This is a genomic window from Achromobacter sp. UBA2119 (genome assembly GCF_002331005.1).
GTDB classification, from domain to species: Bacteria; Pseudomonadota; Gammaproteobacteria; order Burkholderiales; family Burkholderiaceae_B; genus Achromobacter; species Achromobacter animicus.
This window is the reverse complement of the sequence record NZ_DCYD01000018.1, coordinates 435,812-451,941: the sequence shown is the minus strand read 5'-3', so window position 1 is coordinate 451,941 and position 16,130 is coordinate 435,812. Positions and strand designations below refer to the sequence as shown.

The window sequence follows — 16,130 nt, the reverse complement described above, 5'->3', positions numbered from 1 at the left end:
AGGCCGGCAGTGGTAGAGAGAGACACACATTCAACTCGAGGAGTCAGTACCATGCGCAGACGTCCATTGTCCCTGAGCACCCTGTCGGCCATCCTGGTCGGCCTGGGCGCATCCGCAACGTCCTACGCTGCCGGCTTTCAGCTCTTGGAGCAGAACGCCAGCGGCCTGGGCAACGCGTATGCCGGCTCGGCGGCAAACCCGGAGAATGCCAGCATCATGTATTTCAACCCGGCAGGCTTGACCTATCTGCCAGGGCTCAATTTCTCCGGCGGGGTAAACCTGATCAAACCGTCGTTCAAGTTTTCGGACAACGGAAACAGCCGCAATCCCAGCGTGCCCGGTATTCCCGGATCAGGCTTGAACGGTTCGGTTCCCACCGGCGGCAATGGCGGGGACGCGGGCCACCTGGGCGTCGTGCCCAATATCTATGCCTCCTGGCAACTGAACGAGCAGTGGTACATCGGCCTGGGCGTCGGCGCCCCCTTCGGCCTGATGACCGAATACGACGACGGTTGGGTCGGCCAGTACCACTCGAACAAGTTCGACATCAAGACCATCAACGTCAACCCGTCCATCGCCTACAAGGTCAACGAGAAATTTTCGATGGGCTTTGGCGTGAACTGGCAGCACATCGATGCGACCTACAAGAAAAAGACCGTCGTGCCCATCGCCGGCCTGCCGCTGGCCACGAATGGCGACGCGGACCTGAATCTGAAGGGTGACGCGTGGGGCTGGAACGTCGGCTTCATGCTGCAACCTACCGAAGACACGCGCATCGGCTTGTCTTACCGTTCGAAGATCAAGCACTCGGCCAAGGGCGACACCGACATCGACAACATCGGCCCCACCGGCCAATCCGTGTCGTTTGACGCCAAGGCCAACGTCGACCTGCCCGACTCGCTGATCCTGAGCGCCACGCACCAGCTCAACGAAAAGTGGGAACTGCTGGGCGACGTGTCCTGGACGGGCTGGAGCAGCATTCCGGAGCTCAAGATCAAGAACTCGGGCCCGGGCGCGCGCGACGACGAGCTGCCGCTCAACTTCCGCGACACCTGGCGCGTCGCCGTGGGCGCGAACTACAAGTTCGCCCCGGCCTGGAAGTGGAAGTTCGGCCTGGCCTTCGACCAATCGCCGGTGCACGATGCGGCCGACCGTCCCACTTCCCTGCCCGACAACGACCGGTACTGGTTCTCGACCGGCGTGCAATGGGCAGCCACGAAGTCCACCACGATCGACGTCGGCTACACGTACCTGTACCTGCGCAAGACGGACATCGACACCACGTCCGGCAGCCAGGCCACCAAGGGCCGCGTCGCGGGCACCTACGACAGCAGCGGCCACATCTTCGGCCTGCAGCTCTCGTCCCGCTTCTAGCCGTGAACGGGCGGACGGCCGCGCGCCGTTCGCCCGCCTTTTCAGGAGACTCCCTTGAGCAAGTTCGTCGTCAAACACGTCGCCGTGCTGGGTGCCGGCGTCATGGGCGCGCAGATCGCCGCCCACCTGGCCAATGCCGGCGTGCCGGTCACGCTGTTCGACCTGGCCGCCCGCGAAGGCGACCGTAACGGCACCGTCAAGAAGGCGCTGGCCGGTCTCAAGAAGCTGGAACCCGCGCCGCTGGCCGGCGCATCACGCCTGGCGCTCATCACGCCCGCCAACTACGATGACGACCTGGAGCGCCTGCAAGGCTGCGACCTCATCATCGAAGCCATCGCCGAGCGCATGGACTGGAAGACGGCGCTGTACGAGCGCATTGCCTCGCATGTCGCGCCCGGCGCCATCGTCGCCTCCAACACCTCCGGCCTGTCCATCGACGCGCTGGCCAACGCGCTGCCCGCCGGGCTGCGCGACCGCTTCTGCGGCATCCATTTCTTCAATCCGCCGCGCTACATGCGCCTGGTGGAAATCATCGCCACCTCACACACGCAGCCGGCCGTGCTGGACCAGCTGGAAACCTGGCTGACGTCTGCGCTGGGCAAGGGCGTGATCCGCGCGCTGGACACCCCGAACTTCGTGGCCAACCGCATCGGCGTGTTCTCGATCCTGGCCGCCATGCACCACACCGCGCGCCTGGGTCTGGCCTTCGACGAAGTCGACGCGCTGACCGGCCCCAAGATCGGCCGCCCCAAGAGCGCCACGTACCGCACCGCCGACGTGGTCGGGCTGGACACGCTGGCCCACGTCGTGGGCACGATGGAAAAGAACCTGCCCGACGATCCGTGGCATCAGTATTTCGCGCTGCCGGAATGGCTGTCGGCGCTGATATCCAAGGGCGCGCTCGGCCAGAAAAGCGGCGCCGGCGTCTATCGCAAGCAGGGCCGCGAGATCCAGGTGCTGGATCTGAAAAAGCAGGATTACGCCCCCGGCACCGGCAAGCTGGCCGACGAGGTGGCGGCGCTGCTCAAGGAACGCGATCCGGCCAGGCGCTTTGCCGCGCTGCGCGCCAGCGACCATCCGCAGGCGCAATTCCTGTGGAGCCTGTTCCGCGACATCTTCCACTACAGCGCCGTGCAGCTTGAGCACGTGGCCGACAACGCGCGCGATCTGGACCTGGCCATGCGTTGGGGCTTCGGCTGGTCGCAAGGCCCGTTTGAAACGTGGCAGGCCGCCGGCTGGCAGGCGATTGCCGCCGCCGTCGCCGAGGACATCGCCGCCGGCCGCGCCATGAGCAACACGCCCCTGCCCGCCTGGGTGCTGGAGTCCAACCGCCAGGGCGTGCATGCGCCGGAAGGCTCGTATTCCGCGCGCACCGGCAAGCTGCATCCGCGCTCGACGTTGCCCGTGTACGCGCGCCAGCTGTTCCCGGAGCGCGTCGTAGGCGAAGCCCCCGACGACCGGGGCGTCACCGTCTGGGAAAACGAAGGCGTGCGCCTGTGGAACCTGCCGCAGGTCGACGCCGGCATCGCCATCCTGTCCGTCACGTCGCGCAACCACACGTTGGGCGCCGAAGTGCTGGAAGGCGTGCTGCAGGCGGTGGCCAAGGCCGAACGCGAATTCGACGGCCTGGTCATCTGGCACGACGCACCGTTTGCCGTGGGCGCCAACCTCCAGCAGGTGGTCGAAGCCTGCGCGGCGGGCCAATGGGAGATGCTCGAAGCCACGGTCGAAAAATTCCAGCGCGCCTCGCAATCGTTCAAGTACGCGCAGATTCCGACGGTTGCCGCCGTGCAGGGCATGGCGCTGGGCGGCGGCTGCGAATTCCTGATGCACGCCTCGCACCGCGTGCTGGCGCTGGAAAGCTACATCGGCCTGGTCGAAGCCGGCGTGGGCCTGATCCCGGCGGGTGGCGGCAGCAAGGAATTTGCCGCGCGCGCTGCGGCGCTGGCGGCCAAGACGGCCACGCCCGGCGAGGTCTTTCCGTATCTGCAGCCGGTCTTCCAGACCATTGCCATGGCCCAGGTCGCCAAGAGCGGACTGGAAGCCATCGACGCCGGGTTCGCGCGCGAGCACGACATCGTGCTGTTCCATCCCGACGAACTGCTCTACGTGGCCATCGGCCAGGCGCGCGCCGCGGCGCAGGCCGGCTACACCCCGCCCGCGCGGTTGCAGAACGTGCCGGTGGCCGGCCGCAACGGCATCGCCAACTTCGAGATGGTGCTGGTCAACATGCGTGAAGGCGGCATGATCAGCGCGCACGATTACCGCGTGGCGCGTAGCGCGGCGGTCGCGCTGTGCGGCGGCGAGGTCGAGACCGGCACAAAGGTCGACGAGGAATGGCTGCTGGCCGTGGAGCGCAAGGAGTTCGTGGCGCTCTTGCGCACGCCCGAAACCCAGGCGCGCATCCGCCACACCCTGGAAACCGGCAAACCACTACGGAACTAGCCCAAAGGAAACGGATATGAGCACGCAGATCCAAGACGCCTACATCGTCGCCGCCACGCGCTTGCCGGTGGGCAAGCGCAATGGCGCCTACGTCACCACCCGCCCCGATGACATGCTGGCCGCCGCGCTGAATGGCGCGCTGGCGCAGGTGCCGGGGTTGGACGCAGCCCGCATCGAGGACGTCATCGCCGGCTGCGCCATGCCCGAGGCCGAACAGGGCATGAATGTGGCCCGCATCAGCCTGCTGCTGGCGGGGCTGCCGCAAAGCGTGGCGGGCGTCACCGTCAATCGCTTCTGCGCGTCCGGCTTGCAGGCCGTGGCGGACGCCGCCGCCCGCATCCGCATGGGCGAGGCCGACATCATGATCGGCGCGGGCACCGAATCCATGAGCGCCATGCCGCAGATCATGGGCAACAAGGTGTCCATGAACCCGGAGATCTTTGCGCACGAGGAAAACGTGGGCATGGCGTTCGGCATGGGGCTGACCGGCGAAAAGGTCGCCGAGCGCTGGAAGGTGTCGCGCGAAGACCAGGACGCCTTTGCGCTGGCGTCGCACCAGAAGGCGTGCGCAGCCATCGCTGCCGGCCACTTCCGCGCCGAAACCACGCCTTATGAAGTGGTCACGCATCTGCCGGACGGCGCCAGCGGCGCGGTACGCGTGGCGCGCCGGCTTATCGAGGTCGACGAAGGCCCGCGCCCGGACAGCAGCCTGGAAGCGCTGGCCCGCTTGAAGCCCGTGTTCTCCACGCGCGGCAGCGTCACGGCCGGCAACAGCTCGCAGATGTCCGATGGCGCGGCGGCCGTGATCCTGGTGTCCGACCGCATCCTGCGCGAATTCAACCTCAGCCCGCTCGCCCGCTTTGTGGGCTTTGCCGTGGCCGGCGTGCCGCCCGAGGTCATGGGCATCGGTCCGGTCGCCGCCATCCCCAAGGTGCTGGACCGCGCCGGCATCAAGCAGGACGCGCTGGACTGGATCGAGCTCAACGAAGCTTTCGCGGCGCAGTCGCTGGCCGTGATCCGCGAGCTGAAGCTGGACCCGGCCAAGGTCAACCCGCTGGGCGGCGCCATTGCGCTGGGCCACCCGCTGGGCGCCACCGGCGCGATCCGCACCGCCACGATCACGCACGGACTGCGCCGCACCGGCGGCAAGTACGGGCTGGTGACGATGTGCATCGGCACCGGCATGGGCGCCGCCGGCCTGTTCGAGGCCCTGTAAGCAGGCGGCGGACAGCGTGAAGCCCTACTGGTTCAAGAACCTGTCGCCCGAGTGGCGCGCGCGGCTGATGCGGGTGGGCTTTAACCTGCATCCGGCATTTCGCGCCACCGGCGGCCGCGTGTTGCACGTGTCGCCGGACTTCCAGCACATCCGCATCAAGCTGCCGCTCTTGCGCCGCACGCGCAATATCGTGGGGTCGATGTACGGCGGCTCGCTGTTCGCGGTGACGGACGGCGCGCATCCGACCATGCTGATGTCGGCACTGGGCGCCGATCACATCGTGTGGGACAAGGCAGCATCGATCCGCTTTCGCAAGCCGGCCTACACCACGCTGTACGTGGATTTCCGGCTGCCGCCGGGCGAGATCGCCGAAATCCGGCGCCTGCTTGCCTCGCATCACGAAACGACCCGCACCTACACGGTCGAATTGAAGGACAAGGACGACGTCGTGTACGCCGTCGTGGAACGCACGATCTACATCGCAGACAAGAAGTTCTACAAACAGAAGAACACTGGAGGTGACCAATGCGTTTCAACCCCGGAGGGCGCGCCGCCGCCCTGAGTCTGATCCTTGCCGCCAGCCTGGCGGGCGCGCCGGCCCACGCTGACGTCGACGTCGCCGGCGTGCGCGTGCCCGAACAGCTTGCCGAAGGCGGCCACGCGCTGACGCTGAACGGCGCCGGCCTGCGCACCCGCTTCGTCGTGAAGGTCTACGTGGCGGCGCTGTACGTCACCACGAAGACCCACGACCCCGCCGCGATCATCGGCAGCACCGAGCCGCGCCGGATCCGTCTGCAAATGCTGCGCGACGTGGACAGCAAGAGCCTGGACGGCGCGCTACAGGACGGATTGCGCGACAATACGCCCTCGCAGGCGCTGGCCGCGTTGAAAGAACCCGCCGAACGCCTGTCGCGCCTGATGGCCGACATCGGCGCCGCGCGCGAAGGCGACGTCATCGACCTGGACTTCGACGCCCGTGGCGTGGCCATCGCCAGCAACGGCAAGCCGCGCGGACGCATCGACGATCCCGCCTTCGCCCGCGCATTGCTGCGCGTCTGGCTGGGCGACAGCCCCGCGCAGGCTTCCCTGAAGAAAGCCCTGTTGGGCAACTAGGGCCTTGCGCCCCAACGGAACCGCAAGACATGGAACGAATCTGGCACAAGAGCTATCCCTACGGTGTGCCCGCCGAGATCGAGACCGACGGCGAGACAACGCTGGTGACGATCATCGAGGAAAGCTTCCGGCGCTTTCCCGACAAGACGGCCTACATCAGCATGGGCAAGTCGATCACCTATGCCGAACTGGACGCGCTGACGCGCCGCTTTGCGGCATGGCTGCATGCCCACGGTCTTGCGCGCGGCGACCGCGTCGCGCTGATGATGCCCAACCTGCTGCAATACCCTGTCTGCCTGTTCGGCGCCCTGCGCGCCGGCTGCATCGTGGTCAACTGCAATCCGCTCTACACCGCGCGCGAACTGGAACACCAGTTGGCCGACGCCGGCGCGCGCGCCATCGTGGTCGCGGACAACTTCGCGGCCACGTTGCAAAAGGCCTTGCCCGGCACGCAGGTCGAGCACGTCGTGGTCACCTCCATCGGAGAAATGCTGGGCCCGATCAAAGGACGCCTGGTGGACTTCGCGGTCCGGCGCGTCAAGCGCATGGTGCCCGCGTGGTCGCTGCCCGGCTCGCACAAGCTGGGCGACGTGCTGCGTGCGGCGCGCGACCTTCCCTACACCGACATGCGGCTCTCGCCTGCCGACCTGGCGTTCCTGCAATACACGGGCGGCACGACCGGCGTGGCCAAGGCCGCCATGCTGTCGCACGGCAACATGGTCGCCAACGTGAGCCAGGCCTACGCGTGGGTAAGACCCTTGGTGAAAGACGGCGAGGAATGCATCGTTACGGCCCTGCCGCTGTATCACATCTTCGCGCTGACGGCGAACTGCCTGACCTTCATGAAGCTGGGCGCGAGCAACCTTCTCATCGTCAATCCGCGCGACATCCCCGGCCTGATCAAGGAAATGGGCAAGGTGCCGATCTCGGCCTTCACGGGCGTCAACACGCTCTTTAACGCGCTGCTTAACCACCCGGATTTTGCCCACCTGGATTTTTCGCGCCTGCGGCTCACCATGGGCGGCGGCATGGCGGTGCAGCGGTCGGTGGCGGACCGGTGGCGCGCAACGACCGGCGTATCGATCGCCCAGGCCTACGGCCTGACTGAAACGTCGCCCGCCGTCACCATCAATCCGCTGGACACAAAGATCTTCAATGGATCCATCGGATTGCCCGTGCCCTCCACGGATCTGTCGATCCGCGACGACGCGGGCCGCGAACTGGGCATCGGCGAAAACGGCGAAATCTGCGCGCGCGGTCCGCAGGTCACGCGGGGCTACTGGAACCGGCCGGACGAGACGGCGCTCGTCATGTACCCGGACGGCTTCCTGCGCACGGGCGACGTCGGTTATGTCGACGAGACCGGCTACGTGTATCTGGTCGATCGCAAGAAGGACATGATCCTGGTGTCCGGCTTCAACGTGTACCCGAACGAGGTCGAGGACGTGGCCGCGTTGCATCCTGGCGTACGCGAGGTAGCGGCCGTAGGCGTGCCGGACGAACGCTCCGGCGAGGCGGTCAAGCTGTTCGTGATCCGCAAGGACCCCACGCTGGACGCGGAAACGCTGATCGCGCATTGCCGCAGCCAGTTGACCGGCTACAAGGTGCCACGCCACATCGAGTTCCGCGACGACTTGCCGCGCACCAACGTGGGCAAGATCCTGCGGCGTGAGCTGCGTCCGGACGCGCCGGCGCCTGCCGCCGCGTCTGGCGCAGCACCTGCTCCCACTGCTGCCGCCACGTCCGCCACCACCGCGAGCACGGTCAACCCGACGACTGGCCAGCGCTGATATCGCACCGCCGACCGTAACCCGTATTCGCGGGCGAAACATTGTCGCGCGCCGCCAACAGCGGCCGTGGCCGCGCCCCGCGCCAGCCTGGGCCGACGTTCGCTTCAACTCCATGAATTGACAGGAGATTCCTGTAAAAGCCCTGCCGCCTTGGCGCGTCGCAGGGCTTTTTTACATCTTCCCGCGACGCGCGCTATTGGCTGAGCACATCGCCACAATTGATAATTATTATCGTTGTCATTTCTATACGTAACTGGCCGCACCCAACCGACGCCAGTGGGGAGATCCTCTTGAAGCACCACCACACCCCCGCCGCCCCGCGCGCGCGGCTGCACACCCGTGTTCCCGCCGCCGCCGCGCTGGCCGCCTGCCTGGGCGCGGGCGCCGCGCATGCGCAGCCCGAACAGCCCGCCACCCTGCCCGCCGTGCAGGTGCTGGGCACCGGCGAAACCGCCACCGGTCCCGTCGACGGCTACGTAGCCCGTCGCAGCGCCACCGGCACCAAGACCGACACGCCATTGTCCGAGACGCCCCAGGCCATCACCGTGATCCCGCGCGATCAGATCATCGACCAGGGTTCGCAAAACGTGCAGGACACGATGAACTACGCAGCCGGCGTGCGGCCCAACGCCTACGGCGTGGACAACCGCGGCGACTACGTGCGTGTGCGCGGCGTGGAGCCCGTGCAGTACCTGGACGGCCTGCGCCAGTTCTTCAGCTTCAACAACCCGCGCACCGAGGTCTATGGCCTGGAACGCGTGGAGGTGCTGCGCGGCCCGTCGTCGATGCTGTACGGACAGGGCAGCACGGGTGGCATCGTCAACCTGGTCAGCAAGCGCCCGCAGGCCGAGCAGCAGGGTGAAATCGGCGTGCAGCTGGGCAACTTCAACCGCCGCGAGATCCAGGCCGACATCACCGGCCCGCTGACCGAGGACGGCCAGTGGCTGTATCGCGTGGTGGCGCTGGGCCGCGACAGCGACACGCAGGTGCAGTACGCGCAGGACGACCGGATGTTCCTCGCGCCGTCGCTCACGTGGCAACCCAGCGCAGCCACGTCGCTGACGCTGCAGGCCTCCTGGCAGAAGGACCGCTCCGGCACGACGCAATCGTTCCTGCCCTGGAGCGGCACCGTGGATCACAATCCCAACGGCCGCATTCCGACGCGCCGCTTTGCCAGCGAACCGGGCTTTGACACCTACGACACCGAGCAATTCAACGTCGGCTGGCTGTTCGAACACAAGTTCAACGACACCTGGAAGGTCCGCCAGAGCTTCCGCAACACGGTCAGCAGCGTGGACTACAAATCGCTGTACCCGAACGTGTATGGCGACCGCCGCGGCGATTCCTATATCGACCCCGAGCAGACCACAGTCGACCGCTACTACTACATCAACAAGCCGCGCATGCGCACACTGCTGGCCGATCAGAACCTGGAAGGCAAGCTGAACTGGGGCCGCACGCAGCATACCGTCATCGTCGGCATGGACTACACGCGGTATCGCGAAACCAGCCAATCGGACAGCGGGCTGGGATCGCCGCTGAATCTGTACCACCCGGTGTATGGCAACGCGCCCGACTACACGCTCAGCGACTCGCCCAAGCAGCGCCAGCAACAGCTGGGCTTCTACGCACAGGACCAGATCACGTTCGACAAGAACTGGATCCTGCTGGCAGGCATCCGCCGCGATCGCGTCGAAAGCACGGCCGAGGGCCAGGACAAGGAAACCGATCAGGCCACGACCAAGCGCTTCGGCCTTATGTACGCGGCCGACAACGGCTGGTCGCCGTACGTGAGCTACAGCGAGTCCTTCACCCCCATCGCGGGCGCGGACTTCTACGACCAGCGCTGGAAACCCATGCGCGGCAAGCAGTGGGAACTGGGCCTGAAATACATGCCCCCGGGCGCCGACCTGGAATTCACGGCGGCCGCGTACGACCTGCGCGAAAGCAACCGCCAGACCAACGATCCGGACAATCCCAACAACCAGATCCAGGCGGGCAAGACGCGTACACGCGGCGTCGAACTGGAGATGCGCGGGCGCGTCACGCAAAACGTCGACGTGATCGCCAACTACATCTATACCGACATCGATCCGCAGCTTGAAGGCATGCCCAAGCACATGGTGTCGCTGTGGAGCAAGTACCGCTTCGCTATCGCGGGCCAGCCCGGCTTCGCGGTCGGCGCCGGCACGCGCTTCCTGTCCAAGTTCCGGGACGGCGGCGCGCCGGAGACGCCGTCCGTGACGTTGTTCGACGCGATGGTCAGCTACACCAACGGACCGTGGCGCTATGCGCTCAACGTCAACAATATCGCGGACCGCACGTATGAAGTGGTCTGCCTGGACCGTGGCGACTGCTTCTATGGTGCGCGCCGCACGGTGATGTTGAGCGGCGCCTACCGCTTCTGACGACGAAACCGTCCCCATATCCGGGACGGCAATTGGGGTCAACCTGTACGTACATGCTGTACGTACAGGTGTACACTACGATTTTTTCACCCGTCCGACAGACGCGCGCATGAACGTCTGCAACCCAGAAAAATCGTCCTGGAGACCTCGATAGTGTCGACCGCAACTACCCGCTCGCCCTTTTTTGGCACGATGCAGAAAATCCCTGGTGGATTGATGCTGGTGCCGCTGATCCTGGGTTCCCTGATCGGCACCTTTGCCCCTGATGCGCTCGCCATCGGCGGCTTCACCACCGCCCTCTTCAAGAACAGCGCGCTGCCGCTGATCGCGCTGCTGATCTTCGCGACCGGCACGCACGTCAACGCCCGCACCGGCGGCCCGATCCTGGCCACGGCCGGCACCATCCTGCTGATGAAGACGCTGGTGCCCGCCACGCTCATCATCATCCTCGGCAGCTACGTCGGTCTGGACGGTCTGTGGGGCGTGTCGATCCTGGCCATGCTGGCCGCGTTCGACAACAGCAACGGCGGCCTGTGGCTGGCCTACACCGGCCAATACGGCGATGCCCGCGACCGCGGCGCCTACGTCGCCAGCGCGGTCAACGACGGCCCCTTCTTCAGCCTGCTGTTCCTGGGCGCGTCGGGCTTGGCCGACATCCCGATGATCGCCTTGGTCGCTGCACTGGTGCCCTTCCTGCTGGGCGTGGTCGTCGGCAACCTCGATCCCAAGTGGCGTGACGTGCTCAAGCCCGTGCCGAACATCGTCATTCCGTTCTTCGCCTTTGCGCTGGGCACCGGCATCGATCTGGGCGCCGTGGTTGGCGGCGGCATCAGCGGCCTGATCCTGGGCCTGATCATCAGCCCGATCACGGGCGGCCTGGTCTATCTGGGCTACCGCATGATCCTGCGCCGCGGCGGCAAGAGCGGCCTGGGCTTCGCAGCCGGCACCACCGCCGGCAACGCCATCGCCACGCCCGCCGTGGTCGCGGCAGCCGACCCCAACTTCCAGCAATACGTGTCCACCGCCACCGCGCAGGTCGCCGCATGCGTGCTGATCAGTTCCATTCTGGCGCCCGTGCTGGCATCCTGGTTCCTCAAGCGCGCCGGTGAACTGAAGTCCGAGGACGCCGACGCCACCGTCGCCCCGCCCCTGACCGAAGCCCGCGGAGAGGCCCTGTGAAACCCACCATCGCCATCGTTGCCGACGACCTGACCGGATCTGGCGACACCGCCGTGCAATTCGTGCGCGCCGGCTGGTGCACGCACCTGTCGATCGGCGGCGCGGACGAGGCCCTGTCCGGGCCCGCCCACGAGGGCGTCGAGGTGCTGGCCGTCACGACCAACAGCCGCGCGCTTAGCGCGGCCGATGCGGCCGAAGTCATCCGCGGCAACGTACGTCAGTTGCGGGATGCCGGCGTGACCCGCCTGTACAAGAAAGTGGATTCGACGCTGCGCGGCGCCTTCAAGGCCGAGATCGACGCGGCGCGCGGCGCCTGGGGCGATGACGCGATCGCGGTGGTCTGCCCCGCCTTTCCGGCGACGGGCCGCACCGTCGAGCAAGGCATTCTTTATGTGAACGGCAAGCCGGTCACCGAAACCTCGGCGGCGACCGATCCGGTCACCCCCGTGACCGAAAGCCACATCCCCACCCTGCTCGGCTGCGCCCACGTGGCGCCGCTGGCGGAAGACACGCCGGAAACGCTGGCCGCGCGCATCGCGCACGCGGGCGGCGCCGTGGTGGTGGACGCGGCCACCGATGCCGACCTGGAACGGCTGGCGCGCGCCGTCGGCCTGCTGGGCGAGCGCGCCCTGCCCGTGGGCGCGGGCGGCCTGGCCGTCCCGTTGGCCCGCGTTTGGGCGGGCGCCGACCAGACCGCCCCCGTTGTCGTCGTGGTGACATCGCAGCACAGCGCCGCACGCGGCCAGGCTGCCGCATTGCAGGCTGCGGGCGCCGACACCTGGCGCCCGTCGCTCGAACAACTGGCCGACGACGCGCAGTGGCAGGCCTGGAGCCAACCGCTCCTGCAGGCGCACGCGCAGGCCCCGCTGGAAGCCGGCACCATTCTGCTGCTGGCCCCCGAAGGCCAACGCGCCGGCCTGGATTCCGACAAGGTCGCCGACCGCCTCGGCAGCCTTGCCGCGCAATTGATCGCCGCCTCGCGCGCGGCAGGCGTCGTCGCCACCGGCGGCGACGGCGCGCGCAGCGTGCTGGTGGCCCTGCAGGCCAACGGCATTGCGCTGGTGGACGAAGTAATGGGCGGTGTGCCTCTGGGCACGCTGACCGGAGGCACGGCCGCTGGCCTGCCCGTGGTGACCAAGGCCGGCGGCTTTGGCACCGAAGACGTACTGGTTCGCGCGGTGCGCGCGATCCGCGACAGGAGATTCAAGCGATGACACAAACCCCTCCCGCAAAGCTGCCCCTCTTGGCCGTGACCTTGGGCGACGTAGCGGGCATCGGGCCGGAAATCACGGCCAAGATGCTCATGGGCCACGACGAACTGCGCCAGAAGGCGCGCCTTTTCGTCGTTGGCGACGCAGACGTCATGGCCAATGCCGTGCGCAGTCTGGGCGCCGACCCCGCCATCGTGCGCAAGATCGAACGTCCGGCCGACGCGACCAACACCCCAGGCTTGATCGAAGTGCTGCAGGCCGGCCCGTCGCTCGCGCACGTCAAACTGGGCGAGATCAGCGCGGACGCCGGCGACGGCTCGGTGCGCTTTGTCACCACGGCCTGCGCCCTGGCGCGCGCCGGCGAGATCGACGGCATCGTCACCGCCCCGCTGAACAAGGCCGCGATGCACGCCGCCGGCCATAAATGGCCCGGCCACACCGAACTGCTGGCGCATGAGTTCGGCGTCAAAACCTTCTCGCTGGTGCTGTCGGCCGGCGACCTCTACATCTTCCACGCCACGACGCACGTGTCGCTGCGCCAGGCCATTGAAGACGTGAACCCTGCCCGCATGCGCGCTGTCCTGCGTCTGGCCGGCTCGTTCGCCACGGCTTTGGGCCGCGCCGACGAACCCGTCGCCGTCGCGGGCCTGAACCCGCACGCCGGCGAAAACGGCATCTTCGGCAGCGAAGACGCCGACATCCTGGCGCCCGCCGTGGCCGAAGCCAACGCCGCCGGCATCCTCGCCGCCGGCCCCATCCCGGCCGACGCGCTGTTCCCGCAGGCCGTGCGCGGCAAATGGAAGTTCGTGATCGCCTGTTACCACGACCAGGGCCACGCGCCCTTCAAATCGGTGTACGGCGATGACGGCGTCAACATCACCGTCGGCCTGCCCGTCGTGCGCGTGTCCGTCGACCACGGCACCGCCTTTGACATCGCCGGCAAGGGCATCGCGCGCGAAGACAGCCTGATCCTGGCCGCCGAGCGCGCCGCGCATCTGGCCCCGGGCTGGACGCATGTATGGGAAACTGCGCGGGCACAAACCGGAGGTTGATTCCCATGGCGCCCGCCACGCACGACGCATTGCCCGATCTTGACCGCGCGGGAGACATCCCGCTGCACGCCCAGGTGGCGTCGCGGTTGCGCGGATACATCCGCACGAACAAGCTCGCGGCGGGCGCCGTGCTGCCCAGCGAGGCCGCGCTGTGCGACCGCTTCGGCGTGGCGCGCAGCGTGGTGCGCCAGGCCCTCGCAGCACTGGCCGCCGAAGGCCTCATCCAACGCGAGACCGGGCGCCCTGCCACCGTGGCGGCGCCGCAGGAGCACCGCCGCCTGGTGCAGCGGTCCACCGGTCTGTACGAACAGTTCGCCCAGTCGGGCGTTGCGCTGCGCACGCGCGTGCTGGCGCTGGGCCCGGCCGAGCCGCCCGCCGAAGTTGCCGAGTTCTTCGGCACCACCCGCCTCCTGATGCTCGAACGCCTGCGCCACGTGGCCGAAGCGCCGCTGGCCTACGTGCGCACGTGGCTGCCCGCCGACGCGGTGCCCGGCCTGCGCGCCGAACACCTGGCCGACGCCTCCCTGCACGGCGTGCTGACGCGGCAGTTCGGTCTGCGCCCCGGCGCCGGCCGCAACCAGATCCGCGCGGTCGCGGCCGACAGCGCGCTGGCGGCCCTGCTGGACACGCAGGCCGGCACGCCGTTGTTGATGCTGCAGGGCCAGGGCATGGACCAGCACGGCAAGCCGCTGGAATGGTTCACCACCTGGCACCGCGCCGAACAACTGGTGTTCGACGTGGACGTCAGCATGGGCCATGAAAGCGTGCAGCCCCGGCTGCATGAAACCGCGCCCGAACCGCAGGCGCCGGTCAACACACAGGATCCGCTGGCGCGCGCGCAGGCGCTGGTCGCGGAGTTGTCGGCAGAATTGGCGCGACTGCGCGGGCAGTCCTGAAACCGGCAACGTAGGCTCGAAGTAAAGCGGGGCGGCATATTGCCGCCCCTTTACGTTATGCCGATCAGCGCACCATGCAAGGCCGCTTGTTGTCGAACTTCCACCCAGGCACCAGATACTGCATCGCCGTAGCGTCGTCGCGCGCGCCCAGGCCGTGCTGCAGATAAAGCTGATGGGCGCGCTCGATCGCGTCCATGTCCAGCTCGATGCCCAGCCCGCCGGTCTGCGGCAGCTCGACATAACCGTTGCGGATCTGGAGCGGGTTGCGGGTCAGGTGCTGGCCGTCCTGCCAGATCCAGTGCGTGTCGATCGCGGTGACGCGGCCCGGCGCGGCGGCGCCCACATGCGTGAACATCGCCAGCGACACGTCGAAGTGGTTGTTGGAATGCGAGCCCCACGTCAGGCCGAACGCCTGGCAGGTTTGCGCCACGCGCACCGAGCCCTGCAGGGTCCAGAAATGCGGGTCGGCCAGCGGGATGTCGACCGATTGCAGCGACAGCGCATGCGCCATCTCGCGCCAGTCGGTGGCCACCATGTTGGTGGCGGTGGGCAGGCCGGTGGCGCGGCGGAATTCGGCCATGACCTCGCGACCGGAAAACACGCCTTCGGCGCCGCACGGGTCTTCCGCATAAGCCATCACGCCATGCAGGTCGCGGCACAGGCGCACCGCGTCCTTGAGCAGCCAGCCCCCGTTCGGGTCGAGCGTGACGCGCGCGTCGGGAAAGCGCTCGTGCAAGGCGCGGATGGCTTCGACCTCTTCTTCGCCGCGCAGCACGCCGCCCTTGAGCTTGAAGTCCTGGAAGCCGTAGCGTTCGTGGGCCGCCTCGGCCAGCCGGACGATGGCCTCGGGCGTCATCGCCTTTTCGTGCCGCACGCGCAACCAGCCTTCGGCGTCGGGCGCCGTCTGGTAAGGCAACGGCGTTTGTGCGGAGTCGCCCACGTAGAACAGATAGCCCAGCATCTGCACGGACGTGCGTTGCACGCCCTCGCCCAGCAGCGCCGCGACAGGCACGCCCAGGTGCTGGCCCAGCAGGTCCAGCAGCGCCGATTCGACCGCCGTCACGGCATGGATCGCCACGCGCAGGTCAAAGGTCTGGGCGCCGCGGCCGGCGCTGTCCAGCCCAGCGAAGGCCTGGCGCATCTGATTCAGCGTGTGCTGATAGTTGCCGATGGAGCTGCCCGCGATCAGGGCGCGTGCGTCCTCCAGCGTGGTGCGGATCTTTTCGCCGCCGGGGACTTCGCCCACGCCGGTGTTGCCCGCGCTGTCGGTCAGGATGACCAGGTTGCGCGTGAAGTAAGGGGCGTGAGCGCCGCTCAGGTTGAGCAGCATGGAGTCCTGGCCGGCCACCGGCACGACGCGCATGCCGGTGATCGTGGGCGTCTGGGAGGCTTGGGATGCGTGAAGAGTCATGATTGCTTCTTGAAAAGCCCGGCCGCCACGGCCGG

Annotated in this window: 12 protein-coding genes; 11 read left to right on the top strand and 1 reads right to left on the bottom strand. The window is 67.5% G+C overall.

Features of this window, described 5'->3' with window-relative positions; genetic code table 11:
* Positions 1–51: 51 nt before the first annotated feature.
* The 11 genes from B3098_RS23220 to B3098_RS23170 all read left to right on the top strand — a co-directional run bounded on the left by B3098_RS23220 (position 52) and on the right by B3098_RS23170 (position 14,684).
* Positions 52–1,374: an OmpP1/FadL family transporter gene (locus tag B3098_RS23220; protein ID WP_175126198.1), complete on the top strand. Its 1,323-nt coding sequence runs from the start codon at positions 52–54 to the stop codon at positions 1,372–1,374.
* A 54-nt stretch (positions 1,375–1,428) separates the two neighbouring features.
* Positions 1,429–3,819 carry a 3-hydroxyacyl-CoA dehydrogenase/enoyl-CoA hydratase family protein gene (locus B3098_RS23215; RefSeq protein WP_286899208.1) on the top strand — a complete coding sequence of 797 codons (2,391 nt, stop codon included), beginning with the start codon at positions 1,429–1,431 and terminating at the stop codon, positions 3,817–3,819.
* 16 nt (positions 3,820–3,835) lie between these two features.
* Positions 3,836–5,035, top strand: a complete 1,200-nt coding sequence (locus B3098_RS23210; protein ID WP_175138024.1) for an acetyl-CoA C-acyltransferase — start codon at positions 3,836–3,838, stop codon at positions 5,033–5,035.
* 16 nt (positions 5,036–5,051) lie between these two features.
* The gene (locus tag B3098_RS23205) at positions 5,052–5,597 is read left to right on the top strand and encodes a DUF4442 domain-containing protein (RefSeq protein ID WP_175126195.1); all 546 of its coding nucleotides are present in this window, start codon (positions 5,052–5,054) and stop codon (positions 5,595–5,597) included.
* Positions 5,561–6,148: a chalcone isomerase family protein gene (locus B3098_RS23200; RefSeq protein WP_175126194.1), complete on the top strand. Its 588-nt coding sequence runs from the start codon at positions 5,561–5,563 to the stop codon at positions 6,146–6,148. Before B3098_RS23205 ends, B3098_RS23200 begins: the two co-directional genes overlap by 37 nt.
* A 29-nt stretch (positions 6,149–6,177) precedes the next feature.
* Complete coding sequence (locus B3098_RS23195) at positions 6,178–7,938, top strand: AMP-binding protein (RefSeq protein WP_286899206.1); 1,761 nt, start codon at positions 6,178–6,180, stop codon at positions 7,936–7,938.
* A 290-nt stretch (positions 7,939–8,228) separates the two neighbouring features.
* A complete protein-coding gene (locus tag B3098_RS23190; RefSeq protein ID WP_414631304.1) occupies positions 8,229–10,346 on the top strand; it encodes a TonB-dependent siderophore receptor in 2,118 nt (705 codons plus the stop codon).
* A gap of 192 nt (positions 10,347–10,538) precedes the next feature.
* Positions 10,539–11,525: a 2-keto-3-deoxygluconate permease gene (locus B3098_RS23185; RefSeq protein WP_255809193.1), complete on the top strand. Its 987-nt coding sequence runs from the start codon at positions 10,539–10,541 to the stop codon at positions 11,523–11,525.
* On the top strand, positions 11,522–12,739 hold the full coding sequence (gene dtnK / locus B3098_RS23180) for a D-threonate kinase (RefSeq protein WP_286899205.1): 1,218 nt from the start codon (positions 11,522–11,524) through the stop codon (positions 12,737–12,739). The genes B3098_RS23185 and dtnK overlap by 4 nt, the downstream gene beginning before the upstream one ends.
* Positions 12,736–13,788: a 4-hydroxythreonine-4-phosphate dehydrogenase PdxA gene (gene pdxA / locus B3098_RS23175; protein WP_286899203.1), complete on the top strand. Its 1,053-nt coding sequence runs from the start codon at positions 12,736–12,738 to the stop codon at positions 13,786–13,788. Before dtnK ends, pdxA begins: the two co-directional genes overlap by 4 nt.
* A gap of 5 nt (positions 13,789–13,793) precedes the next feature.
* Positions 13,794–14,684, top strand: a complete 891-nt coding sequence (locus B3098_RS23170; RefSeq protein WP_286899202.1) for a GntR family transcriptional regulator — start codon at positions 13,794–13,796, stop codon at positions 14,682–14,684.
* Between the two features lie 64 nt (positions 14,685–14,748).
* On the opposite strand, the gene gudD is transcribed toward B3098_RS23170, so the two are convergent.
* Positions 14,749–16,095 carry a glucarate dehydratase gene (gudD, locus tag B3098_RS23165; protein WP_175126179.1) on the bottom strand — a complete coding sequence of 449 codons (1,347 nt, stop codon included), beginning with the start codon at positions 16,093–16,095 and terminating at the stop codon, positions 14,749–14,751.
* Positions 16,096–16,130: the final 35 nt, after the last annotated feature.